25 protein-coding genes are annotated in these 23,916 nt (G+C 68.8%); 12 read left to right on the forward strand and 13 right to left on the reverse strand.

Features of this window, described 5'->3' with window-relative positions:
• Positions 1–1,605: an alpha/beta hydrolase gene (locus KUG43_RS14205; protein WP_216910099.1), complete on the reverse strand. Its 1,605-nt coding sequence runs from the start codon at positions 1,603–1,605 to the stop codon at positions 1–3.
• Between KUG43_RS14205 and KUG43_RS14210 the strand changes: the two genes are divergently transcribed.
• Positions 1,593–2,816, forward strand: a complete 1,224-nt coding sequence (locus KUG43_RS14210) for an MFS transporter (RefSeq protein WP_353618050.1) — start codon at positions 1,593–1,595, stop codon at positions 2,814–2,816. The genes KUG43_RS14205 and KUG43_RS14210 overlap by 13 nt on opposite strands.
• Here the strand turns inward: KUG43_RS14210 and KUG43_RS14215 are convergent.
• From KUG43_RS14215 to ychF, 7 genes are all read right to left on the reverse strand, one after another.
• Positions 2,790–3,011 carry a hypothetical protein gene (locus tag KUG43_RS14215; RefSeq protein WP_216910101.1) on the reverse strand — a complete coding sequence of 74 codons (222 nt, stop codon included), beginning with the start codon at positions 3,009–3,011 and terminating at the stop codon, positions 2,790–2,792. The two genes, KUG43_RS14210 and KUG43_RS14215, sit on opposite strands and share 27 nt — an antisense overlap.
• Positions 3,012–3,045: 34 nt before the next feature.
• Positions 3,046–4,215, reverse strand: coding sequence for a lipocalin-like domain-containing protein (locus tag KUG43_RS14220; RefSeq protein ID WP_216910103.1), 1,170 nt, complete (start codon positions 4,213–4,215; stop codon positions 3,046–3,048).
• On the reverse strand, positions 4,212–6,836 hold the full coding sequence (locus KUG43_RS14225) for an ABC transporter permease (RefSeq protein WP_216910105.1): 2,625 nt from the start codon (positions 6,834–6,836) through the stop codon (positions 4,212–4,214). Before KUG43_RS14225 ends, KUG43_RS14220 begins: the two co-directional genes overlap by 4 nt.
• Positions 6,833–7,552 (reverse strand): ABC transporter ATP-binding protein, encoded by a 720-nt coding sequence (locus tag KUG43_RS14230; RefSeq protein WP_216910107.1) that lies wholly within the window; start codon positions 7,550–7,552, stop codon positions 6,833–6,835. The genes KUG43_RS14225 and KUG43_RS14230 overlap by 4 nt, the downstream gene beginning before the upstream one ends.
• 110 nt (positions 7,553–7,662) lie before the next feature.
• On the reverse strand, positions 7,663–8,646 hold the full coding sequence (locus KUG43_RS14235; protein ID WP_216910109.1) for a glycosyltransferase family 2 protein: 984 nt from the start codon (positions 8,644–8,646) through the stop codon (positions 7,663–7,665).
• Between the two features lie 108 nt (positions 8,647–8,754).
• Positions 8,755–9,642, reverse strand: coding sequence for an NAD(P)-dependent oxidoreductase (locus tag KUG43_RS14240; RefSeq protein WP_216910111.1), 888 nt, complete (start codon positions 9,640–9,642; stop codon positions 8,755–8,757).
• A gap of 11 nt (positions 9,643–9,653) precedes the next feature.
• Positions 9,654–10,745, reverse strand: coding sequence for a redox-regulated ATPase YchF (gene ychF / locus KUG43_RS14245; RefSeq protein ID WP_216910113.1), 1,092 nt, complete (start codon positions 10,743–10,745; stop codon positions 9,654–9,656).
• 218 nt (positions 10,746–10,963) lie between these two features.
• Between ychF and KUG43_RS14250 the strand changes: the two genes are divergently transcribed.
• Positions 10,964–12,022, forward strand: a complete 1,059-nt coding sequence (locus tag KUG43_RS14250) for an efflux RND transporter periplasmic adaptor subunit (RefSeq protein WP_216910221.1) — start codon at positions 10,964–10,966, stop codon at positions 12,020–12,022.
• Here KUG43_RS14250 and wecB read toward each other — a convergent pair.
• Complete coding sequence (gene wecB / locus KUG43_RS14255; protein WP_216910115.1) at positions 12,019–13,140, reverse strand: non-hydrolyzing UDP-N-acetylglucosamine 2-epimerase; 1,122 nt, start codon at positions 13,138–13,140, stop codon at positions 12,019–12,021. The two genes, KUG43_RS14250 and wecB, sit on opposite strands and share 4 nt — an antisense overlap.
• A gap of 244 nt (positions 13,141–13,384) precedes the next feature.
• Here wecB and KUG43_RS14260 point away from each other — a divergent pair, with 244 nt between their 5' ends.
• Positions 13,385–14,464, forward strand: a complete 1,080-nt coding sequence (locus KUG43_RS14260) for a type IV pilus twitching motility protein PilT (RefSeq protein ID WP_216910117.1) — start codon at positions 13,385–13,387, stop codon at positions 14,462–14,464.
• A gap of 4 nt (positions 14,465–14,468) precedes the next feature.
• Here the strand turns inward: KUG43_RS14260 and KUG43_RS14265 are convergent, their stop codons facing one another.
• The gene (locus KUG43_RS14265; RefSeq protein WP_216910119.1) at positions 14,469–14,666 is read right to left on the reverse strand and encodes a high light inducible protein; all 198 of its coding nucleotides are present in this window, start codon (positions 14,664–14,666) and stop codon (positions 14,469–14,471) included.
• Between the two features lie 39 nt (positions 14,667–14,705).
• Entirely contained in the window at positions 14,706–15,761 is a 1,056-nt protein-coding gene (tsaD, locus tag KUG43_RS14270) for a tRNA (adenosine(37)-N6)-threonylcarbamoyltransferase complex transferase subunit TsaD (RefSeq protein ID WP_216910121.1), read from the reverse strand.
• Positions 15,762–15,834: 73 nt separating this feature from the next.
• On the opposite strand from tsaD, the gene KUG43_RS14275 reads away from it, so the two are divergent.
• Together KUG43_RS14275 and psaJ are read left to right on the forward strand one after the other, a co-directional pair.
• Positions 15,835–16,344 (forward strand): Photosystem I reaction center subunit III, encoded by a 510-nt coding sequence (locus tag KUG43_RS14275; RefSeq protein ID WP_286194814.1) that lies wholly within the window; start codon positions 15,835–15,837, stop codon positions 16,342–16,344.
• Between the two features lie 11 nt (positions 16,345–16,355).
• The gene (psaJ, locus tag KUG43_RS14280; protein WP_015110760.1) at positions 16,356–16,472 is read left to right on the forward strand and encodes a photosystem I reaction center subunit IX; all 117 of its coding nucleotides are present in this window, start codon (positions 16,356–16,358) and stop codon (positions 16,470–16,472) included.
• Between the two features lie 83 nt (positions 16,473–16,555).
• Here the strand turns inward: psaJ and gmk are convergent, their stop codons facing one another.
• Positions 16,556–17,131: a guanylate kinase gene (gene gmk, locus KUG43_RS14285; RefSeq protein ID WP_216910123.1), complete on the reverse strand. Its 576-nt coding sequence runs from the start codon at positions 17,129–17,131 to the stop codon at positions 16,556–16,558.
• 49 nt (positions 17,132–17,180) lie between these two features.
• Here gmk and KUG43_RS14290 point away from each other — a divergent pair, with 49 nt between their 5' ends.
• Together KUG43_RS14290 and tatC are read left to right on the forward strand one after the other, a co-directional pair.
• Complete coding sequence (locus KUG43_RS14290; RefSeq protein ID WP_216910125.1) at positions 17,181–18,884, forward strand: Rqc2 family fibronectin-binding protein; 1,704 nt, start codon at positions 17,181–17,183, stop codon at positions 18,882–18,884.
• Positions 18,881–19,639 carry a twin-arginine translocase subunit TatC gene (gene tatC / locus KUG43_RS14295; protein WP_216910127.1) on the forward strand — a complete coding sequence of 253 codons (759 nt, stop codon included), beginning with the start codon at positions 18,881–18,883 and terminating at the stop codon, positions 19,637–19,639. Before KUG43_RS14290 ends, tatC begins: the two co-directional genes overlap by 4 nt.
• Positions 19,640–19,648: 9 nt before the next feature.
• Here tatC and KUG43_RS14300 read toward each other — a convergent pair whose 3' ends face one another.
• Entirely contained in the window at positions 19,649–19,978 is a 330-nt protein-coding gene (locus tag KUG43_RS14300) for a DUF3067 family protein (RefSeq protein WP_286194815.1), read from the reverse strand.
• A gap of 126 nt (positions 19,979–20,104) precedes the next feature.
• On the opposite strand from KUG43_RS14300, the gene petC reads away from it, so the two are divergent.
• From petC to KUG43_RS14325, 5 genes are read left to right on the forward strand one after another with little or no spacing between them, the layout of a single operon-like run.
• Positions 20,105–20,662 (forward strand): cytochrome b6-f complex iron-sulfur subunit, encoded by a 558-nt coding sequence (gene petC / locus KUG43_RS14305; protein ID WP_216910132.1) that lies wholly within the window; start codon positions 20,105–20,107, stop codon positions 20,660–20,662.
• A gap of 58 nt (positions 20,663–20,720) precedes the next feature.
• Positions 20,721–21,662, forward strand: coding sequence for a cytochrome f (gene petA, locus KUG43_RS14310; RefSeq protein ID WP_216910134.1), 942 nt, complete (start codon positions 20,721–20,723; stop codon positions 21,660–21,662).
• A gap of 35 nt (positions 21,663–21,697) precedes the next feature.
• The gene (lgt, locus tag KUG43_RS14315; RefSeq protein ID WP_286194831.1) at positions 21,698–22,519 is read left to right on the forward strand and encodes a prolipoprotein diacylglyceryl transferase; all 822 of its coding nucleotides are present in this window, start codon (positions 21,698–21,700) and stop codon (positions 22,517–22,519) included.
• Positions 22,516–23,280, forward strand: coding sequence for a precorrin-4 C(11)-methyltransferase (gene cobM / locus KUG43_RS14320; protein WP_216910136.1), 765 nt, complete (start codon positions 22,516–22,518; stop codon positions 23,278–23,280). The genes lgt and cobM overlap by 4 nt, the downstream gene beginning before the upstream one ends.
• Positions 23,277–23,858, forward strand: coding sequence for an alpha-ketoglutarate-dependent dioxygenase AlkB family protein (locus tag KUG43_RS14325; RefSeq protein WP_216910138.1), 582 nt, complete (start codon positions 23,277–23,279; stop codon positions 23,856–23,858). Before cobM ends, KUG43_RS14325 begins: the two co-directional genes overlap by 4 nt.
• Positions 23,859–23,916 lie beyond the last annotated feature (58 nt).

Raw genomic sequence — 23,916 nt, forward strand, 5'->3', positions numbered from 1 at the left:
TCAGGGCTCCAGGCCCGCTCTCCAGCGCCGGGCGGCGGCGGCATCGAGCACGTCGAGCGTGACCCCCTGATGCACCCGCCGCTGGGCAGGCAGCAGCAGGGGCTGGTCCAGGGTGTGGAGGTACTCGGTGGTGAGGCGCAACAGCGCCGATTGCACCCTGGCCGGATCCACCCCCACCAGCTCCGCATCAAGCCGGAAGAGCACCTCATCGGTGGGCATCAGCCGCACGGGGGAGAAGTGGCTGCCGCCCTCCACCATCACCAGGCGACTGCGGGGATCCCGCCCCTGGAGAAACAGCCGCAGCTGCTCCTCCAGGGGCGGCGTCACCAGATCGAGGCTGCCCCCCACCATCAGCACCGGCACCCCAAGCGAGGCCAGGCCCCGACGGGGCCAGAGCAGGCTGCCGAAGCCGTTGAGCAGCACCAGCCCGCGCAGGTCGGCGGGGGCGGCGGAGCGCTCCGGCAGCTGGGTGCTGGGAAGCTGGCACTGCAGCAGCCGGGAAGGGTTGGCGATCGGCAGCCGATCGAGGGCCTTGCGGCAGCGCTCCCCCAGGCCGGGTTCCGGCACCACCCCGGCCGCCAGCAGGGCGGAGAGACCCCCCATCGAATGGCCGAGCAGCACCACGCCCTTGCCCTGCACCGGCAGCTCACCCCGGCGCTGGGCCGCGAGCACGGCCTTGATGTCGGCCAGGCGGATGGCCAGGGTTTCGGCTCCCGGCGGTGGCCGCTGGCCGTCGAGGGCGGCCTTGAGGGCGGGGCCATCGCTGCCGGGGTGCTGCACCACCACCACAGGCCAGCCGCGTTCGGCCAGCTCACCGGCCAGCCAGCCGAGCTGGTCGGCATTGCCCCCCAGCCCGGGCATCATCAATAGCCAGGGCCGGTCTGGGGCCACGCTCCGCCGCAGACCCGCCGGGGACGGCACCGACCAGATCTCCAGGGGAAGAGGCTGGGGGCGGTGCGCCACCAACAGCCCCTGCCGGCGGGGCCTCAGGGAGGTGCGTTCGCCGAAGGCGAAGGGAACGGTGCGGCGCTCCGGCAGCGCCAGGGCCTGGAGGCGCCGCAGGGCCTGGCGCTGCAGGTCGATCTGCTGGCGCCACTGCAGGGCCAGGTCGTAAAGGCCATCGAGCTGGAGGCTGAGCCGCTGCACCGGCAGGGCCCGCAGCAAGCCAATGGTGGAGACATCCTGACGGGTCTCCAGCAGACGCCGGAGGGTGGTCTGCAGCACCGCGGTGGAACTTCTGCCGTCGGGGGTGGTCAGCAGGTCGCCCAGGCGGGCCAGCATCTGGCTTCCCGCCCAGCTGTCCAGCAACTGCTGGCCGAAGCTGGTGTCCCGCAGCAGGGGGGCACGCAGCAGGATCTTCAGGTCCTGGCGACTGCGGGGATCCAGCAGATCCAGCCAGACCGCCAGGTCGCCGCCGGCGGCGGAGCGCCCGTTCGGGCTCCTGGACCAGCCATCGAGCTGCTCCAGGTTCACCGGCAGCTCCAGGCCATCGAACCGCAGCTCCAGCAGCTCCGCCGCACCGGCCGCCGGCGCCAGGCCCGGCGCCGTGATCAGCAGACTGGCCAGCAGACCTTTGAGTTGGCGATGGCGGCGTGAGACAGGCACAGGGATGGGCCAGGGCGCGGTCCTGGTTCACCCAGTTTCCAGCAGCCCTGCGCGAAGTCGCCCTGATCCGCACGATCGCCATGCTGGGAGCCGGTGGCGTGCTCTATCTGACGCCGATGGTGTTCCACCAGGCGCAGTTCAGCGCCGGTCGCGTTACCGAAGGGCTGGCCCTGGCGGCGGTGGCGGGCACCCTGGGCCGGATCCTGAGTGGGGTGCTGCTGGATCGGGGCCTGAACTGTTCGGTGCCGGTGCTGCTGGCGGCCCTGATGGCCATCGCCGGCGATGTCCGGCTGATGGGCACCGGCTCCTTCGGCGGCTACCTGCAGGGGCAGGTGCTGCTCGGCATGGCCATGGGGTTCTACTGGCCTGCGGTGGAACTGGCGGTGCCGCTGAGTTGCTCGCCGGTGAGCTCGGGGCGGGCCTTCGCCCTGACCCGCAGCGCCGATGCCCTCGGCATCGCCACCGGTGCCCTGGTGGGGGCCGTGCTCGCCGATCGGGGATGGCTGCGGGGCATCTATGCCGTGGACATCGTCTGCATGCTGGTGTTGCTGCTGGTGCTGCGGCGCAAGGGCCTGCCGGATCCCAGACCCAGGGAGGTCCTGGCCCACCCCAGCCCCTGGGGCCACTGGATCCCTGGGCTGGCGCCGCTGCTGGCCGTCGCAGTGCTGGCCACGGCGATGCCGGCCCTGATGCAGAGCGCCCTGCCGCTGGAGCTGGTGCGGGGCAGCCTGCAGCGGCGTGCCCTGCCGGTGAGCCTCGGCGCCCTCACCATCGGCCTGCAGCTGGGCCTGGTGCTGCTGCTCCAGTGGCCGGTGGGTCAGGCCCTGGCCCGGCGGCCGGTGACAACCGGTCTGAACCTCAGCCTGCTCAGCTTCGCCGCCGGCAACCTGCTGCTGGCGGCCTCGGCCTTCAGCGAGCGGGGCCTGGCGCTGCTGCTGCTGGCCCAGCTGCCGCTGGCCTTCGGGGTGACCGCGTTCCTGCCCACCGCCACGGAAGCAGTGGTGGAACGCTGCCCACTGGAGCACCAGGGGCTGGCCATGGCCCTGCTCTCCCAGTGCTTCGCCATCAGCGGTTTCGGGGCTCCACTGCTGGCCGGTCGGCTGCTCGACGGCCAGGGGCACGGGGCCGGGCTTTGGCTGCTGATGGCCCTGGCCTGCCTGGGGGGTCTGCCGCTGGTGCGGGAGCTAGGTCCCCGCAGGACGTTCGGCTGAGGCGGCCGCCTGCTTCTCGACCCAGGCCTCGTGGGGCAGGGGCTCGGTGCCGTACTCCCAGTCGTCGTAGTCCGGATCGTTACGGATGCGGCGGTGGATCTCCTTCTGGGCCTCGAAGTTGTGGGGGTGCTCGGTGGCCTCGCCCGCGGCGTCGGGCAGGGGAGACGGGGTCTCGGGATGCTCGGTTGCTGCCATGGCCCTGCGCTCCTGATGGAGCCATCCTCGCCGATCATCCACCCCGCAGACTGTCGAGGCGGTCGGCATAACCGGTGAGTTCGCCGTAGCCCCGACCCCGCAGCGGTTGCTCACCGCGATGGCCCCCGTAGCGCAGGGCCCCCTCCCAGTAGGTGGCCGAGGCGGTGCTCAGCTCCTGGTCGGCCATCTGGGGAGTGATCACCAGCTCCAGGTCCAGCCGCGGGATGGCGAGCGTCCAGGCCGCGGGGTAACGGGCACCGCTGCGGGGGCTGCGCCAGGTGGCCGTGACCGCGAGGTCGTAGTCCTCGGCGCCCAGCTCCACCTCCCCATCGCCATCGATCCAGCGGCCACCGCTGAACGGTTCCTTGCCGCCATCCTCCCGGCGCAGGCCGTAGAGCATCAGGGCGGAGCCATCCTCAAACTGGGCGGAGAACCAGTCCCAGCCGACGGTGCCCGGGCTCAGGGCGCTGGTGGAGAACTCATGGTCCTTCCAGCTGACACCGTGAACGGCATGGTCGAGGCCCGCCACCGTGATCGTTCCCTCGGTGGGCTGCTGCACCAGGGAGTAATAGTGCGAGGCGTTGCCCGGTTCGGGCCCCTTGCGGCTGAGCCCGCCCTGGCCCTGGAGCACGGGGGGCCGGCTCTGGTGGAGGGTCAGGTCGATGGCCATGGACCCGGTGGAGGCCTGCAGCCGCACCCGCTCGGGGCCCTCGGCGCTGATGCGCCAGTCGTTGAGCCAGACCGCATAGGGATCGGCCTCGGCCCCGGCCAGGCCCTGGGCGCCGCGGGCGAAGCGCTCCTCCTGCAGGAAGGTGTCGGTGGCGATGTCGCTGACCGTGAAATGGGCGGAATACACCTGGGGAGTGCGCCAGGCCGACCCGCGGCTCCCGGAACCCTTCTCCGGGGGCGCCTCGGGCACCAGGGCCTGACGGAAGATCGTGAACTGATAGCCGAAGGCCCGTCCTGCCTCGGTTTCCAGGTTGCCCGTGTAGTACCACCACTCGGTCCGGTGGTCGGGATGGGCGCCGAAATCGGCGGGGAAGCGCCATTGGCGGGGGGTGAGGGCCCGGGCGAAGCCCTGGGGCGCCGGCACCTCCCCCCATTCGATGCGGCTGCTGGCCCCGGCTGGGGTGGGGCCGGCCAGGCCGAGCAGCAGGACGGCCGCCAGGGCCAGCAGGGAACGCAGGGGGTGGCGGTGCGTCATTCCTGCCGCAACGCCTCACTGATGTTCATCCGAGCAAGCCGCTGGGCCGGATAGAGGCCCGCCAGCACGGCGGCCCCCACCGCGATCAGCAGCGATTGGATGAAGAAGCGCGGCTCCAGGGCGATCTGCAGGGTCCAACCGAAGGAGCGAACGTTGATCACATGCACCAGCACCCAGGCCAGCACGAAGCCCAGGGGCATGGAACAGGCACCGGCCAGCAGCCCCATCAGACCGGTCTCCAGCAGGGTGAGACGCCCCAGCTGCCGGGGTGTCATGCCGGTGGCCCGCAGCACGGCGAACTCCCGGCCCCGCTCCAGTTGCAGGCTCATCAGGGTGCTGAAGATACCGATGAAGGCCACCACCACCGTCAGCAACTGCAGCGCGCCGGTGATGGCGAAGGTGCGATCAAAGATTTCCAGTGAGCCCTGGCGCAGGGAGCTGTTGGTCTGCACCAGCAGGCTCTGGCGGGAACCGAAGCCCTGCCGCAGCTCTGACGCCACCGCATCGGCATCGGCGCCAGGGGCCAGGAACAGGCCGAGGGAGGCCACGCTGTCGTCGTGCCAGAGCTCCGCCACCTGGGCGCGGTCCATCAGCACGCTGCCGCGGTCGGAGGAATAGTCGTAAAAAACGGCGATCACCGGGAAGCTCCTCTCGCCCTCGGGGGTTTCAAGCCTGACCTGCACGGGGATGGCGCTCTGGCCGTCGCGCAGGTAGACGGCCTCGGAAAGGATCACCCCCTCTCTGGCCTCCAGGGCGGCGAAGGGGTCGCCAAGGCCCGGGCGGACCCAGGCGTAGGGACGGCGGCCGGCGGACACATCGCCCCCGGCGGCGATCAGGGTGATGTCCCGGTCCTGGTCGACCAGGTGCACATCGAAATTGTTGTAGGTGACCATGGCCCGCAGGTCGGGACGCTCGGCGATGGCACCGACGATGGCGGGGTCCACCTTGCCGAGCACCCGGTTGGCCGTGGTGCTGGGGGGCGAGACGAACAGATCGGCCTGGAGGGTCTGGTCGAGCCAGGTGACCACCGTCCCCCGGAAGGAGCCGATCATGATCGAGAGGCCCACGATCACGGACACCGCCACCATCAGGGCCGCCACGGCCACCGCCGTGCGGCTGAGGGAGCGCAGGATGTCGCGGGGGGCGAGGCGGGCCACCACCCCCAGGCCCCGGCTGGCCCAGCCCAGGCCCTGCATCGCAGTGACCAGCACCGGCGGCATCAGCAGGGCCGCACCCATCAGCAGGGCGAACAGGCCGGCGAAGGCGGGCACCAGGCCGCGGCTGTCCCAGCGCAGCAACACCACCCCCAGGCTGGCGCAGAGGAGCGCCGCCAGCAGGAACCAGGGCAACAGCCGCTGCCAGCCTGCCTCCAGGCTGGAACGCTGCAGGGTCATCTGGGGCGGTGTGGCCATCGCCTCCCAGGCGGGCAGGGCTGAGGCCAGCAGCGCCGAAGCCACCCCCACCAGCATCCCCTTGGCCAGGGTGAACCCCGACAGGCTGATCTGCCGCACCGAGACCACGAAGTAGAAGTCGTTGATCGTCTGGGTGATCAGGCCGACGACGCTGCGCCCCAGCAGCACCCCCAACGCCAGCCCCAACAGGGACCCCACCAGGCTGAACAGGGCCGCCTCGCCCAGGATCAGGGTGAACAGCTGGACCCGGGTCACCCCCAGACAGCGCAGCACCCCGAACAGGCCGCGGCGCTGCACCACGCTGAAGGTGACCGTGTTGTAGATGAGAAAGATGCCCACCACCATCGCCAGCAGGCTCATGGCGGTGAGGTTGAGTTCAAAGGCGGCGGTCATCTGCTGCACGGCATTGCCGCGGGCCGCCGCCGGCTCCAGCTTCAGCCCAGCGGGCAACCAGGTGCGGATGGACTGCTCCTGGGCGGGGCCCTCCAGGATCAGATCGATATGGCCCACCGCCGGTACCGCCTCAGCGCCGGTGGGGTCGAGCAGGTCCTGGGCGGTGGCGATGTCGACCAGCAGCAGCGTTTCCAGACCGCGGCGCTCAAGGGAAGAATCACTGCTGACAAGGCCCACCAGTTGCAGCTCCGTCGTCCGTCCGGCCAGATCGAGATGCAGGCTGCCGGAGCCGTCGCTGGCGCCGGGATGGAGGCCGAAGCGCTCGGCGGTCTCGGTGGCGATGACAGCCGTGCCGGGTTCGGTGAGGAAGGGCACGAAGCCGTTGCCGCCACTCTTCTGACGACCTCCGTCGCCGCCTAGAAAGCCACGGAAGGGGGCCTCGCTGAACAGATCGACACCCACCAGCCGCACCAGTTCACCATCCAGTTCCTCGGCCCGGCCGTAGGCCTCAATCACCGGGGCGGCGGGAATCTCCGGGAAGTGGCGGCGCAGCTCCACGACGGTGCCGTCGGGGACGCCACCGGGCCCGATCGCCACCAGTCGATGGGTGGTGCGGCCGGTGATCGCGTCGGTGGACAGGGAAAAGGCCCGCTGGGCTGAGCCACTGGCCAGATCAATCGACACCAGCATCGCCACCCCCAGGGCGATGCCCAGGATGCAGAGCAGGTACTGCAGGGGACGACGACGCCAGCGGCGGGCGGCCAGGCGCCAGAGGGGGCCGTTGCGGACCACGGGCAAGGGACTGGCTGCGCTCATGCCGTCACCGGCGCAGCCGCAGGATCGGCTTCCAGCAGATGGCCCTCCTGCACCCGCAGCACGCGGTCGGCCTGCGCGGCGATGGCGGCGTTGTGGGTGGCCATGATCAAGGTTCGACCCTTCTGGCGGGTAAGGGCGACCAGCAGACGCAGCACCTGCTCACCGGTGTGTTCATCCAGGTTGCCGGTGGGTTCGTCGGCCAGGATCAACAGGGGCTGGTGCAGCAGGGCGCGGGCGATGGCCACGCGCTGCTGCTGGCCTCCGGACAGGCGGTCCGGCATCGTCGAGGCCCGATCCGCCAGCCCCACCTGGCCGAGCAGATCGAGGGCCGCCATCTCCAGGGCCGGCCGCGGCAGACCTGCCAGCTCGCTGGGCAGGGTGACGTTCTCCAGCACCGACAGGGTGGGGATGAGGTTGAAGAACTGAAAGATGAAGCCGATGCGATCGCGGCGAAAGAGCGTGCGCCGCCGCTCATCGAGGGCCGTGAGGTCCACCCCGCCGATGCACACGCTGCCGGAGGAGGGGCTGTCGATGCCACCGATCAGATGCAGCAGGGTGCTCTTGCCGCTGCCGCTCTGGCCGAGCAACACAACGAACTGGCCGGGGGGGATGGCCAGGTCGACGGACTCCAGCACCGTGCGCTCCGTGTCGCCTTCCTGAAAACGCTTGCGCAGCCCAATCAGTTCGATCGCAGGCCGGGAGTGGGAATCAGTCATCGCAGCGCGTTATCGGTGTACTTCCAGCAGGAGCGGACCCAATGCAAGCAAACTCCCTTGCCAGCAAACTAAAGCTAGGTACTTCAGCGGCCGGGTCGAGAGCCAAGCCCTCATCCGCCGAAGCGTGTCACCCTCAACAGGAGCTGCAGCGATCTCTGCATCAACCGGGAGGTCTTCCTGAAGATGAACCGAGCACCGCGATAGAGCAGGTCATTGAGCCCATCGACGCGATGCATGACGGACTGCCTTATCCGAAGCAGCGAGAGCTGCAAAGGCTGAGGGAAAAGTGACTTAGGCTCATACAACCTTGCATAGGAGATGCCAATTCGGTTGAATTCAGCCAATAGGGCCGGCGCCCTCTCCCAGCCTTCAGGGTTAAGAAATCGTCGAACGTAATCAAACTTTCCCTCGAGCAGGTCTTCAGCACAATGATGGTTGAAGTCCTGCTTTTTCTGGTAGGCCCGCAGCGATCTCCTGGAGAAATCTGTCAACACACACGAAAGATGCTGCCTACTGCTGACTCTGTGCAGCCTGTAGGGCTTGTAATGAAACTCGAAATAGATGATGTTGGTGGTGACTTCGCCTGACCCGAGGCGCGATTTGGCGTGGTGATAACCATGGTCCAGAGAGCCGCAAGCGCCTTGAGCAAAAAAACATTTTGGACTGGAATTCGTAACGGAGTAAAGATGCATTCTGCAAGGGTTATGCCAGAACTTGTGCCGAATGAGAAGCACATCTCTGCTCCCTATGTACGGCTGCAGGACCCTTTCGATATCACGCCTTTGACAGGATATTCCCGAATCCGTCTGACACGCCAGAAACTCGTCGCAATCCAGTAAAAAATAAAAATCAAAGGGATTAGAATGATCTAACTGTTGAATGAAATTGGCGATCAGGGTTCCACGCTCGCGGTATTCATGTCGACTTGAATACTCCCATATGACATTGGCACCGTTGCGCCTTGCACGCTGAAGTGACTGGATGACAGAAGTAGACTTTGATCCATTATCGAAGATGAATAGATTCTCAGGACCCAACAGATCAGCATGATAAAAAAACCAAGGATCAAACAGGATCGTCTCATCCTTTTGCATCATTACGCAGGCGATTCTCATGTCGATTCACCCTCTCCTTTGGGTTGAAGGATAATCAAAAGGTGAGCATGCAGCCAGCCCTGGCCTGACAAGCGGCTGAAGCACGGATCAAAACGGCTCCAAGAACCAGCGGGCCAGGGCCGACACATCCTCGTCGCCGTGGCCGGCCGCGATCAGGTCGTCCTCCATCGCCGCCACCTGCCGCGCCACCGGCAGCTCCAGGCCTCCGCTGGTGGCGGCCTCCAGGGCGATCGCCAGATCCTTGCGGTGCAAACGCAGCCGGAAGCCGAGCGGGAACTCGCCCTGCAGCATCGAACCGCCGCGGTGCTCCAGGGCCCAGGAGCCTGCGGCCCCGCCGAGCAGCGCCTGACGGACCGCCTCCATCGGCAGGCCCAGGCGCTGCCCCAGGGCCAGGGCCTCCGCCACCGCGGCGTAGCTGCCCGCCACCAGCACCTGGTTGACGGCTTTGGCCTCCTGGCCGGCCCCCACCGGGCCGAGGTGGGTGACCGTTCTGCCCACCGCCTGCAGCACGGGACGGGCCCGCGCAAGGTCGGAGGCCTCACCCCCCACCAGCACCGACAGGGTTCCCGCCCGGGCCCCCTCGGTGCCACCGGTTACGGGCGCATCGAGATAGGCCACGCCACGCTCGGCCAAAGCGGCAGCCATGGCGCGGGAGGACGCCGGCGCGATGGTGGAGAAATCGATCACCAGGGAACCGGGCCGCAGGCCCGCCAGGGCAGCATCGTCGGCAACACCCCCCCGCCCCAGCAGCACTTCCGCCACGGCGGTGTCGTCGCTCAGGCAGAGCGCCAGCACGGCGGCGTCCTTCGCTGCCTCTGCGGGCGTGACGGCCCTCCGGGCCCCGGCGGCGGCCAGGGGCCATTCCCGCTCCCGGTGGCGGTTGTGGACCGTGAGCGCAAAGCCCTTCGCCAGAAGGTTGGTCGCCATCGGAGACCCCAGCTCCCCCAGGCCGATGAAAGCGACGGGTAAGGCCACGGGCACTCCGCTCAGACGTTGAACAGGAACTCCATCACATCCCCCTCGGCCACCACGTACTCCTTGCCTTCGCTGCGCAGCCAGCCCCGGTTGCGGGCCTCGGCCAGGGTGCCGGCCTCCAGCAGCTGGCCGTAGGCGACGGTCTGGGCCCGGATGAAGCCCCGCTCGAAATCGGTGTGGATCACACCGGCGGCCTGGGGGGCCGTCATGCCGGCGGTGATCGTCCAGGCGCGGGTTTCCTTCTCGCCGGTGGTGAAGTAGGTGCGCAGACCCAGCAGGCGGTAGGTGGCACGGATCAGGCTCTGCAGGCCGCCTTCATTCACCCCCAGCCCGGCCAGGTAGTCGGAGCGCTCCTCGGCAGCCAGGTCGACCAGTTCGGCCTCCACCTGGGCGGAGATGCGCACGGCTTCGGCCCCCTCCCGGGCGGCCAGCGCCTCCACGGCGCTCACCCAGGCGTTGCCACCGGCGAGGTCGTCCTCGCTCACATTGGTGGCGTAGATGATCGGCTTGGCGGTGAGCAAGCCGAGGTTGCGCACCAGGGCCTGCTCCTCCTCGCTCAGGGACACCCGGCGGGCGGCGCCGCCCTGCTCCAGTTCCGCCTGCAGCCTGGCCAGGGCGGCGTCTTCGGCGGCAGCCTCCTTGCTGGTGCGCATCTGTTTCTTGAGCCGGTCGCGCCGCTTCTCGATCTGGGCCAGATCCGCCAGCCCCAGCTCCAGGTTGATGATCTCGGCATCCCGCTCCGGATCGACGCTGCCGGAGACGTGGATCACATCGTCGTCATCGAAGCAACGCACCACGTGGACGATGGCGTCCACCTCACGGATGTTGGCCAGGAACTTGTTGCCCAGCCCCTCCCCCTGGCTGGCCCCCTGCACCAGGCCGGCGATGTCCACGAATTCAACGCGCGTCGGCACGATCTCCTTCGAACTGGAGAGGTCGGAGAGCTTCTGCAGGCGCTCATCGGGCACCGCCACCACCCCCACGTTGGGCTCGATGGTGCAGAAGGGGAAGTTGGCCGCCTGGGCCTGGGCGTTGGCCACCAGGGCATTGAAGAGGGTCGATTTGCCCACGTTGGGCAGCCCGACGATTCCGGCTTTGAGCATCGGCGAAATCTAGGGGTCACCGTGCCAGGGCCCGTTCGGTCTCCCGCCGTCCACAGCAGCTGCCCAGGCAAGCGAAACTGTCGGTAGCGAAACGCCGGCCCATTCCCGCCATCACTCCCCTGCCGCCGGCTCCCACTCCGACCCGGAGCCCGGCGCCGCCGGCCGCCCCCGTGGCGGCGAAGCGTCGTTCCCGTCGTCGCCTCTGGATCGGCCTGGCAGTGGGGCTGGCCCTGCTGGCCTCCGCCGGGATCTGGCAACGGCAACGGATGCAGGCCGGCCGCGACCTGGCCCCCTTCACCGTGGTGGCCCGCGAAGGATCCCTGCCCGGGGTGATCACCGCCAGCGGTGAACTGGATGCCGTCCAGAGGGTGAACGTCAGCCCCAAGCGTCAGGGCATCCTGCTGCAGTTGCTGGTCGACGAAGGCGACACGGTGCGAAAGGGTCAGCCCCTGGCGCTGATGGATGACGGCGACCTGCGCGACCGGTTGATGGAACTGCAGGCCAACGTGCAATCAGCGGAGTCGGAACAACGTCGCAGCGACAGCGAACTGCGCCGCAACGAACCCCTCTTCGGCCAGGGGGCCATCAGCCTCGACACCATGAATCGCTTCCGCTCCGAAGCGGAGGTGCGGCGGCTGGCCACCGCCGCGGCCCGCCAGCGGTTAAGGCAGCGGATGGTGGAGAAGAACGAGCTGATCGTGCGGGCCCCCTTCGACGGGGTGATCAGCCAGCGCTACGCCGAACCCGGCGCCTTCGTCACCCCCACCACCACCGCGTCGGCCACGGCCGGCGCCACCAGCTCCTCGATCGTCGAGCTTTCCGAGGGACTGGAGGTGGTGGCCAAGGTGCCAGAGAGCGACATCGGCCGGCTGAAGGTGGGCCTGCCCGCCAGCGTGCGGGTCGATGCCTTCCCGGACCGTCGCTTCCAGGCCCGGGTGCGCCAGATCGCCCCCAGGGCCGTCAAGACCAACAACGTCACCTCCTTCGAAGTGAAGCTTCAGCTGGTCGATCCAGCGCCGGAACTGCGCATCGGCATGACCGCCGACATCGACTTTCAGACCGGCACCCTCCAGGCCAGGACCGTGGTACCCACCGTGGCGATCGTCACGGAGGACGGCCGTCCTGGTGTGCTGCTGGTGGGCAAGGGTCAGGAACCCACCTTCCAGCCGGTGGAGCTGGGAGCGAGCAGCGGCAAGGACACCCAGATCCTCACGGGCCTGGAGAGCGGCACCAGGGTGTTCATCGATCTGCCCCCCTGGGCCAAGAAGCGCCCCTAGGCGGCGCCCATGCCCAGGTAGCGGCGCGCCGCCTCCACGATCCGGCCGCTGGCCGCGCCATCACCGAAGGGATTGTGGGCATGGGCCATGGCCTGGTAGGCCTCCTGGTCCTCCAGCAGCCGGCTGCCCTCCGCCAGGATCTCGCCACTGTCGGTGCCGATCAGCTTCGCGGTGCCGGCCGCCACCGCCTCGGGCCGTTCAGTGGTGCGGCGCAGCACCAGTACGGGCTTACCCAGGGCAGGTGCCTCTTCCTGCAGGCCGCCGGAATCGGTGAGCAGCAGGGTGCAACCGCGCATGGCGGCAACGAGCCGGTCGTAATCGAGGGGTTCGGTGAGGAAGGCGCGCGGATGGGAGCCGAGCAGGGCCTGCAGGGGCTCGCGCACCGTGGGGTTGCGATGCAGCGGCAGCAGCAGGGCGGTGTCGGGGAAGCGCTCCAGCAGCGAGAGGAAGCCTTGGCCGATGTCGAGCAGCCGCTCGCCCCAGTTCTCACGCCGGTGCACCGTGGCCAGCAGCACCCGCTGGTTCTGCCAGTCGAGCCCGGGCAGGTCCCAGTCGGGAGCGGTGCGGGCCATCAGCAGCAGGGCATCGATCACCGTGTTGCCGGTGGTGAGAATCTCGCCCACCACCCCCGAGGCCTTCAGGTTCGCCGCCGACTGGGTGGTGGGGGCGAAGTGGAGGCGGGCCAGTTGGGAAATCAGGCGCCGGTTGGCTTCTTCAGGGAACGGATCGAGCAGGTCGTTGGTGCGCAGGCCGGCTTCCACATGGCCAACGGGGATCTGCTCGTAGAAGGCGGCCAGGGCACTGGCGAACGCGGTGGTGGTGTCGCCCTGGACCAGGACGAGGTCGGGACGGTGCGCCTCGAACTCCTGCTTCAGCCCCTGCAGCGCCGCGCAGGTGACATGGGTGAGCGTCTGTTTCGGTGCCATCAGGGCCAGGTCGTGGTCGGCGCTCAGGCCGAACAGCCGCATCACCTGGGTGACCATCTCGCGGTGCTGCCCCGTGAGCACGACCCGAGTGCGGAACTCCTGGGCCCGCTGAAAAGCCAGGATCACCGGCGCCAGCTTGATGGCCTCCGGGCGCGTGCCCAGAACGATGCTGACCAGGGGCTGTGGGGACACGGGCCTAAGCGGGTGATTCGATCCTAGGGAGCCCCCGATCGCCCCTCTCCAACGGCAGAGGCCGCAGCTCCACGCTGATGTTCACAGAGGCGAATCCGCACCTAGAGTTTTGGCTTAGAACCGAGCCCTTCAACTGGATCGCCCGTCCGTTTTGTCGAGTTCTTCCATGCCACAGGCGCCACCTCCACCCCCTCCCGTGGGCGTCAATCCGGCGATGGCGGTCGGGTCGGTCCAGGGTCCGCCGATGGCCGCCGATGGGGAATCTCCGCCGACACTGGAGCAGATCGTTCGGGTGGCCTTCGAACGCAATTTCTCCGATGTTCACCTTGGCGTTGGTGAACAACCCAGATTCCGCTATCGCGGCGACATGATTCTGGCCGGTTTGGATGTAACCGATGCCGGCACATTCCGAGACTGGCTGCGGGAGATCATGGAACCCGCACAGATCGACCGCTTCGTCCAGCAGAAGGAGCACGACGGATCCTTCGCTTTCGGCTTCGTGCGGGTAAGGATCAACCTGCTTGAATCGCTGCAGGGCCCGGCGATGGTTCTGCGGTTGATTCCGCAGAATGTTCCCACCATTGACGAGCTCAACCTGCCGCAGGTGCTCAAGGATCTGGCCCAGCGGCCGAAGGGCATGCTCCTGGTCACCGGACCCACCGGTTCAGGTAAGAGCACGACCCTGGCGGCGATGATTGACCACATCAATCGCACGATGAAACGCCATATCCTCACCATCGAGGATCCCGTCGAATTCGTGCATCAGAGCCGTGAGTCCCTGATTCGCCAGCGTGAACTGGGCACCCACACCAAGTACTTCAAGACAGCCCTGCGGGCGGCGCTCCGGGAGGATCCCGATGTGATCCTGGTGGGAGAGATCCGCGACCAGGACACCCTCACCACCGCGATCGAAGCCTCCCAGACAGGCCACCTGCTGCTGGGGACCCTGCACACCAACTCAGCCGTGCGCTCCGTCGAGAGGATGCTGGGGATGTACCCACCCGATGAGCAGGATATCGTCCGGCGGGCCGTGGCTGATTCACTGCTGGGTGTGATCTCCCAGGGACTGATCAAAACGGTGGATGGCAAGCGGGCGTCATACCACGATGTGTTCATCAACACCGACGCCTGCAAGGACTATATCCTGAGGGCCAATCTTGATGAAATCGAAGCGATCATGACCCGCAGCGGTTTTGAAGGCATGATCACTGCCAATCAATACCTGGCCAATCTGGTTTCAGCCGGAAAGGTGAACCCAGAAGAAGCTCTGGCGGCCAGCCTCAGACCCAGTGAACTGGCCCAGACCCTGCGGGGTCGGACCTGAGGCCTCAGCCCCCAGCCAGGCGTACGAGCAACAGAACACCCAGACCCACGGAGAGCCCAAGCATGGCCAGGCGGCCATTCCAGATCTCGGCCTGGGGGGTGAAGCCGCGACGCCAGGCGTTGAGTTCCTGCTGGGACACGGGTTCCGTGTCGCTGAGGGACGTTTCAACCTGCTCGATGGGCAGGGGGTTCGCGGGGGCCATGGGGCCGGACCATCAAGCGATCCACCCACATTAAGGGCATCAAAAGGGAGGTTGTGGCGCATAGAGGGTGCCGGCCTGCTCCAGGGGGAGCCGGGCCGCCACCCCCAGGGCGATCCCGCTGCGCTCGCCGGCGTCGAAGCGCTCGATCGCCGCCAGGCCCACCATGGCGGCGTTATCGGTGCAGTAGGCCAACGGCGCGACACGCCAGGAGAGACCGCGGGCGGCGGTGGCCTCCGCCATCAGGCGGCGCAGGCGCCGGTTGGCGGCCACCCCCCCCACCAGCACGATGGTCTGGAGGCCCGCTTCGACGGCGCAACGGCAGCTGCGCTCCACCAGCACCTCGGCCACCACCTGCTCGAAGCTTGCTGCCAGGTCGGCCACCGGCAGGCTGCCCCCCTCTTGGCTGAGGGTCTGCACCTGGCGCAACACGGCCGTCTTGAGGCCGCTGAAACTGAAGTCGTAGGGATGGAAGCCCCCCTGGGGCAGGGAGACCCTCCCCTTAGGAAAGCGGAAGCGGCCCGGATCGCCGTTCATCGCCGCCGCCTCGATCGCCGGCCCACCCGGGTAGCCCAGCCCAAGCAGGCGGGCCACCTTGTCGAAGCATTCCCCGGCGGCATCGTCACGGCTGCGCCCCAGGCGGACGTAGCTCCCCGGAGCCTCGACCCTCACCAGCTCGGTGTGGCCACCACTCACCAGCAGCACCAGGTAAGGCCCCTCCGGCAGCGGCTCACCCAGATGCACCGAGCAGAGGTGGCCCTCCAGGTGATGCACCCCCAGGAACGGCTTGTCATGCAGCCGCGCCAGGGTGCGCGCCGTCACCGACCCCACCAGCAGGGCCCCCGCCAGGCCCGGGGCGACCGTGGCGGCGATGGCATCGAGGTCGGCCATGGCCAGACCGCTCTGCTCCAGCACCTGGGCGATCAGGGCCGGCAGCGCCTCCACATGGCGACGGGAGGCGATCTCCGGCACCACCCCGCCCCAGCGGGCGTGCTCCTCCATCTGGGAGGCCACGGCCCCCGCCAGCACCCGCCGTCCGGACACGATCGCCGCCGCCGACTCGTCACAACTTGTTTCGAGGGCCAGAACCGTGCTCATGCTCCCTGGAGAGCTCCCCTACTGTCCGCACGAGCCATCCTGCCCCGCGGCAGTTCCACCGCGGCCCCTCTCCATGCGCCGTCTTCTCTCCAGTCGTTCCTTCGCCATCAGGGCCTTCGCCCTTGCGGCGTCCGTGTTCCTGCTCTTCGGCTTCGCCCCCTCGGCCCGGGCCGACATCGGCGGACTCACCCCCTGCAGCGAGACTCCCCGGTTCCAGCAGCGCGCCGCCGCAGCCAGCACGGACCAGGCCAAGGCCCGGTTCGCGTATTACGGCCAGTCCCTCTGCGGCACCGATGGCCTGCCCCACCTGATCACTGACGGCCGCTGGAGCCACGCCGGTGACTTCACCATCCCGGGCCTCCTCTTTCTCTACATCGCCGGCACGATCGGCTGGGCCGGCCGTGGCTACCTGATCGCCATCCGCGGCAGCAAAGACGCCACCATGCGTGAGATCCAGATCGATCTGCCCCTGGCGTTCAAAACCACCCTGGCCGCCGCTGTCTGGCCCCTGGCGGCCCTCAAGGAGTTCACCAGCGGAGCCATGGTGGAATCCGACTCCAAAGTGACCGTTTCCCCCCGTTGATTCCAAGAGCCATGAAAAAATTCCTCACCACCGCACCCGTCGTGGCCGCCGTCTGGTTCACCCTGACCGCAGGCATCACCATCGAGGTCTTCCGCTTCTTCCCCGATCTGATCATCCATCCCCTCTGAAGCGTGCAGCAGGGCTGATCAACGTTCCCCGGCGGCCCGTCCAAGGGCCGCTTTTTCATGGTTGCTTCTCCCTGGCTGGGGTGTCAGACGGCGTCGGGGCATCCCAGCAGCAACTCCAGCTCCTGCAAGGCCAGATCAAGGTTGCCGTTGACCAGCACAGCATCGAACTCGGCCTCCGCCTCCAGTTCCTCCCGGGCCCGGGCAAGGCGCCTCTGGATCGCCTCCTCGTCATCGGTGCCCCTACCCCGGATGCGGCGCTCCAGTTCCTCAAAGCTGGGCGGCTTGATCAGCAGCTGGAAGGCCGCCGGAAACGTGCGCCGCACCTGACGGGCCCCCTCCAGTTCGATCTCCAGCAGCACCGGCTGGCCTTGGGCGAGATGCTCTTCCACCGGCCCCCGGGGGGTGCCGTACAGGTGTCCGGCGAAGGCGGCCCATTCCAGAAAGCCGTCCGTGGACACCCTTTGCTCGAAGTCGGGCCGGGTCAGGAAGAAATAGTGCTGGCCATCGATCTCCCCGGCGCGGGGGGCCCGGGTGGTGGCTGACACCGACAGCCAGAGACCCGGATGGCGCTGCAGCAGCCTGGCCACCAGGGTGCCCTTGCCCACCCCGCTCGGGCCGGTGATCACCGTGAGTCGACCGGAGGCGGGGGGGGCAGGCATGGATCGCTGGCGCTGGGGCGCACAGTAGGGGTGGACCGCATTGGAGGCGATGGCCCCATCCCCGCCCATCCAGGCCATGGATGTGACCAGCCTGCGCGCCGTGCTGGTCGAGATGCGCCGCGGCCTGCTGCCCAGCCGCTTCGAGAAGGCCCAGCAGCCCGATGCCCATCGGTTGCAGCTGGGCCTGCGCAGCCTGCAGGGAACCCTGTGGCTGGAACTCAGCTGGCTGGCGGAGGCGCCACGCCTGCTGGCCGTCGAGCCGCCGCTGCGGCTGGGGGATGGCAGCACCCTGGCCCAGCAACTGCAACACGGCCTGCGGGGGCTGGCCCTGGTGAGCCTGGAGCAGCACGGCTGGGAGCGGGTGGTGGACCTGGGCTTCGCCCCCAGACCCGGAGAGCCGATCGCCAGGCAGCTGGTGCTGGAGGTGATGGGGCGCCACAGCAACCTGTTCCTGCTGGATGAGGACGGGCGGGTGATCACCCTGGCCCGCCAGGTCCGCCAGGACCGGTCGCGCCTGCGGCCGATCGGCACCGGCGATGCCTACGTGCCGCCGCCGCCCATGGCCGGCGAACCTCCGCGGCTCCAGGAGGATTTCGCCTCCTGGCAACGGCGCCTCAGCCTGTTGCCCCAGACGGTCGGCCAGGCGCTGATGGGCGCCTACCAGGGGGTCGGCCCAGCCCTGGCCCGCCAGTTGGCAGACGCCTGGCTGCCCTTGCCGGTGCAAACGCTCCAAGTCGCGCAGTGGCAACAGCTCTGGCAGCGGTGGCGCCTCTGGCTGGAGACGGTGGAGCAGGAACGGTTCGCCCTGAGCTGGGGCGGCCCGAGCGACTACCGCTGCTGGGATCCCGGAGCAGCGGCGACCGCGGCCACCCCCTGGGTGATCAACCGGGGACTGGCGGGCTACTACGACGATCGGCTGGGCCATCGGGAGCTGGAACAGCGGCGGGCAAGCCTGCGGCAGCGCCTCCAGACCGCCGCGGCACGGGAGCGCCGCAACGCCGACCAGCAGCAGGCCCTGCTGGCGGCGGTGCCCGGCAGCGAGGCGATGCAGCGCCGGGCCGATGGCCTGCTGAGCCTGCCGGCGCCCTCCAGGGATCAGATCGAGGAGGCCCAGCGCCTCTACCGAGCGGCCCGCAAGCTGCGTCGCTCCGTGGCCGCGATCACCCCCCGGCTGGAGCTGCATCAGCAGCGGCTGGCCGCCATCGACACCAGCCTCACCTTCCTGGAGCAGGCGGAGAACGGGGCCCAGCTCACCGCTGTCGAGGAGGACCTGCCCGCCCTGCTCCCCTGTCGGGACGGCCAGGGGCCCGGGCCCTCCCGGCGCCAGCGGCGGGGACCGGCCGGCAGCGCCCCTGCTCCCCTGGAACTGCGCAGCAGCGGTGGCCTGCGCCTGCAGGTGGGCCGCAACCATCGCCAGAACGAGTGGATCAGCCTGCAGCAGGCCCGGCGCGGCGATCTCTGGTTCCATGCCCAGGAGTGCCCGGGCAGCCATGTGGTGCTGAAGGGCTCAGAGGGCACCCCCAGCGACGAGGACCTGCGGGAGGCGGCCGACCTGGCGGCCCACTTCAGCCGGGGCCGGGCCAACGGCCGGGTGCCGGTGGTGATGGTGCCGACCAGCGACCTGCAGCGCATCGCCGGTGCCGGCCCCGGCACGGTGCGCCACCGCGGCGGCACGGTGCTGTGGGCGGTACCCGATCGGGCCGCTGGCCTGCTGGCGGAGCCCCCTAGGCTGCCGGGATCGGAACAGCCATGAGCGACTCCATCCCCGAGGACAATTTCCCCGGCGAGGTGCAGATGAGCCTGGTGGAGCACCTTGAGGAGCTCCGCCGTCGCGTCCTGCGCAGCCTGCTGGCGGTGGTGGTCGGTGCCGCCGTCTGCCTGGTGGTGGTGCGGCCGCTGGTGAAGCTGCTGGAGGTGCCGGCCGAAGGTATCCGCTTCCTGCAGCTGGCCCCGGGCGAATTCCTGTTTGTGTCCTTGAAGGTGGCTGGCTACGCAGGACTCACCCTGGCCCTGCCCTACGTGCTCTTCGAGACCCTGGCCTTTGTGCTGCCGGGGCTCAGCCGGCGGGAACGTCGGCTGGTGGCCCCCGCCGTCGCCGGCTCCACGGTGCTCTTCGCCGCCGGTCTGGCCTTCGCCTGGTGGGCCCTGGTGCCGGCCGCCCTGCGCTTCCTGGTGTCCTACGGCGCCGATGTGGTGGAGCCGATCTGGTCAATCGAGCGCTACCTCGACTTTGTGCTGCTGCTGATGGTGGCCACGGCCCTGGCCTTCCAGCTGCCGGTGCTGCAGCTGCTGCTGGGCGCACTGGGGCTGATCAACTGGCGCACCATGCTGGGCGCCTGGCGCTGGGTGGTGCTGGCGGCGGCCCTGGCTGGTGCGGTGCTGACGCCCTCCACCGATCCGATCACGATGCTGCTGCTCACCGGGGCGATCACGGCCCTGTACCTGCTGGGGGTGGCGCTGGTGGCCCTGGCCGAGGGGCTGCGGCCCACCCCGTCGCCCTCCACCTGAGGCTCCGGCTCAGAGCATGAACTCGCTGGCGCGCCCCGCCGGCAGCTCGAGGGGCAACGACAGGGCCTTGCCCAGACGGGGCTTGTCCGTGGTGGTCTGGAGCCAGTGGCGCACCTGGGCGGCAACGCCGAGGCCGTTGAGGGAGCCCACCAGCTCCTCAAGGTGCTCATCGAAGGCCTGGGGCGTGAGTGGGAAGGACTGCTGCTCGAGGTAGCCCCACATCACATGCAGATACAGGCGACCACGACGCTGAACCAGCTGCAGGTCGTAGGTGGCCTGCCAGCGCGTTCGCAGCAACTCCAGCAGTTCCTCCCGGCGAAGCGGCTCAGCTGAGGTCATGGCGGCAGGCGCACTCCACAACAGCATGTTGCAGCCGGCCTGCGGCGGGTGCGACTCGGACCCGGGCCGGGAAGGGCAAGGTTCATAATGGGCGCCACGTCAATCGGTCACACCGCGCCGTTCCCTATGACCCAGATTCCTGCGGCCTCCTCGAACGGCGGTGGTGCTGATGTGCCTGGAATGGGCCGCCGGCAGTTCATGAACCTGCTGACCTTCGGCTCCGTCACGGGGGTGGCCCTGGGTGCCCTCTACCCCGTGGTGAACTACTTCATCCCGCCGAAAGCCGCCGGCAGCGGAGGCGGCGTCACCGCCAAGGACGAGCTGGGCAACAGCGTCACCGCCACCGGCTGGCTGGCCACCCATAAGGAAGGTGACCGCAGCCTGGTGCAGGGTCTCAAGGGTGACCCCACCTACCTGCTGGTGGAGGGTGGCGAGGCCATCGGCGACTACGGCATCAACGCCATCTGCACCCACCTGGGCTGTGTGGTGCCCTGGAACAGCGGCGCCAACCGGTTCATCTGCCCCTGCCACGGCAGCCAGTACGACGCCACCGGCAAGGTGGTGCGCGGCCCTGCGCCCCTCTCCCTGGCCCTGGCGCACGTCAGCGTCGAGAACGACAACGTGTTCCTCAGCCCGTGGACCGAAACAGACTTCCGCACCGGCGAGAAGGCCTGGTGGGCGTGATCGGCGCCTGAATCTCCCTCCCCCGCTTCCCTCTCCGACGCCCGCCACCTCCACCCCCATGCGCCGCTTCCTCTCCCCCCTGTTCGGCACCCTCCTCACCCTCTGCCTTTCGGTGGGCGTGCTGCTCCTGGGGGCCAGCCCCAGCTGGGCCTATCCCTTCTGGGCCCAGCAGAACTACGCCTCCCCGCGTGAAGCCACCGGCAAGATCGTCTGCGCCAACTGCCATCTGGCCAAGAAGGCCACCCGGGTGGAAGTGCCCCAGGCGGTCTTCCCCGACACGGTCTTCAAGGCGGTGGTCGAAATCCCGTATGACACCTCGGTGCAGCAGGTGTCCGGCAACGGCAGCCCCGCCGGCCTCAACGTGGGCGCCGTGGTGATGCTCCCCGACGGCTTCACCCTGGCGCCCCAGGACCGGCTCAGCGATGAGCTCAAGGAGGAAACCGCTGGGGTCTACTTCACCCAGTACAGCGACGATCAGCCCAACATCCTTCTGGTGGGACCGATCCCCGGTGACCAGCACCAGGAGATCGTCTTCCCGATCCTGTCCCCCGATCCGGCCACCGATAGCGCCATCCACTTCGGCAAGTACCAGGTGCATGTGGGTGCCAACCGCGGACGCGGCCAGGTGACCCCCCAGGGTGAGAAGACCAACAACACCGTCTACACCGCTCCCGCGGCTGGCACCGTCAGCGCCATCACCACCGGTGACGACGGCAGCACCGTTGTGGAGATCACCGGGGCCAACGGCGCCGTCACCGAAACCGTCCCCGCCGGACCCAGCCTGACCGTGGCCGTCGGCGATGTGGTGGAGGCCGGTGCCCCCATCACCAACGACCCCAACGTCGGCGGCTTCGGCCAGATCGATGCCGAAGTGGTGCTTCAGAACCCGGTGCGCATCTACGGCCTGCTGGCCTTCTTCGCCGCCGTGGCCCTGGCCCAGATCATGCTGGTGCTCAAGAAGCGCCAAGTCGAGAAGGTCCAGGCGGCGGAGGGCTTCTGAGCGCCCTTCTCGGCCTCTTCACCTCCCCGGGACCCCTGCTCTTTCAGCTGGGTCCCGTCTCCGTTCGCTGGTACGGCCTGCTGATCGCCCTGGCGGTGCTGCTGGGGCTGCTGCTGGCCACCCGTCTTGGACGCAGCAGGGGCATCGATCCCGGCCTGATCGCCGATCTCCTGCCCCTGATGGTGCTGGGGGCCTTGGTCGGCGCTCGGACCTATTACGTGGCACTGGAGTGGCGCCAGTTCCACACCAACTGGCTCGATGCCTTGGCCATCTGGCGTGGGGGCATCGCCATCCACGGCGCCCTGATCGGGGGAACTGTGGTCACCCTGCTCTTCTGCCGCTGGCGCCGCCAGCCCTTCTGGCCGTTGCTTGATGTGCTCGTTCCCGCCGTGGCCCTGGGCCAGGCGATCGGTCGCTGGGGCAACTTCTTCAACTCCGAGGCCTTCGGGCTGCCCACCAATCTCCCCTGGGCCCTCACCATTCCGATGGCCAACCGGCCCTCTGAGTTCCTGGAGCAGGCCTCCTTCCACCCCACCTTTCTCTACGAATCCCTCTGGAATCTGGGGGTCTGCGGCCTGCTGCTGGTCCTGTTCCGCCTGGGCAGCCAGGGCCGTCTGCGGCTGCCCGCCGGAGCGCTCAGCTGCGTTTACCTGATGGCCTACAGCAGCGGCCGCTTCTGGATCGAGGGGCTGCGGCTCGATCCCCTCTGTCTGTTCTCCCAGCCGCCCTTCTGCGCCGGTGGTCTGCGCATGGCCCAGCTGATGAGCCTGCTGCTGATCGCCTTGGGGGGAGCGGGGCTGCTCTGGCTCTACCGCTTCCGACGTCCCCTCCCCGACCCCTCCGGCCTGACCGCATGACAGCCACCGTTCAGATCGTCGGAGCCGGCCCCGGCGCCCCGGACCTGCTCACCCTGCGGGCCGCGCGGGCCATCGAATCGGCCCAGGTGCTGGTCTGGACCGACTCCCTGGTGAGCCCCCAGATCGCCGCCCTGGCGCCGCCGGACTGCGAAAGCGTCCGCACCAGCACCCTCACCCTCGAGGAGGTGATGGCCGTGGTGGTCGAGCGGGCCAAGGCGGGACGGCGGGTGGTGCGCCTCCACGACGGCGATCCCTGCCTCTACGGCGCCCTGCAGGAGCAGATCTGCCGGCTGGCCGATGCCGGCCTGGCGGTGGAGGTGGTGCCGGGCCTGAGCGCCTACCAGGCCACTGCCGCCGCCCTGGGGGCAGAACTGACCATTCCCGGCCGGGTCCAGACGATCGTGCTCAGCCGGGCGGGTGGCCGCACCGGCGTGCCGGAGCGCGAATCCCTGGCCCGGCTCGCCGCCCTGCAGGCCTCCCTGTGCCTCTACCTCAGTGCCCGCCACGTGGAGGAGGTGCAGAGCGAGCTGCTGCAGCACTACCCGGCGGACACACCGGTGGCGATCGGTTACCGGGTCAGCTGGCCCGACCAGTGGCTAACGGTGGTACCCCTGGACGCCATGGCCCGCGTCAGCCGGGAGCGGAACCTCATCCGCACCACCCTCTACGTGGTGAGTCCGGCCCTGCGGGCCGCCGATGAGGCCCGATCCTTGCTCTATTCCGCCAGCCACAACCACCTGTTCCGCGGCGGCGCCGAGTGACGGCGACCACGCCCTGCCTGCGCCACTGGCGGGGCTGGGTGGGAGCCGCGGAAGCCGATGCCTGGCTGGAGCGGCTGCAGCAGGAGGTTCCCTGGAAACAGGAGTCCATCAGCGTGTATGGCCGCCGCCACGCCATGCCGCGGCTCACCTGCTGGATGGCGGATCCTGGCTGCGGCTATCGCTATTCCGGGTTGGAGAACACCATCGAACCCTGGACACCCCTGGCCGCCGCCATCCGCCGGCGCATCGGGGCGGCTGCGGCCCAGGAGTTCAATTCCCTGCTGCTGAACTACTACCGCGACGGCCGAGATGCCATGGGCTGGCATGCCGATGACGAGCCTGAGCTCGATCCGGACGCTCCCATCGCCTCCCTCAGCCTGGGGGCCAGCCGCACCCTGCGCTTCCGTCCCCGCCAGCGGGACACGGCTCCAACCCTGGCGGTGGAACTGGGCCATGGCGATCTGCTGTTGATGGACCCACCCACCCAGCGGCACTGGCAGCACGGGCTGCCGCGGCGCCTGAAGGTGGCCTCCCCGCGGCTCAACCTGACCTTCCGGAGGGTGCGGCTGCCGGCCTGATCACTAGCCTGAAGGGACCGCCACGGGGGGCGTCCGCCTCAGGCCTCCTGGCAGCGGC

It is taken from the genome of Synechococcus sp. CCY 0621, assembly GCF_019038465.1.
GTDB lineage: Bacteria > Cyanobacteriota > Cyanobacteriia > PCC-6307 > Cyanobiaceae > Cyanobium.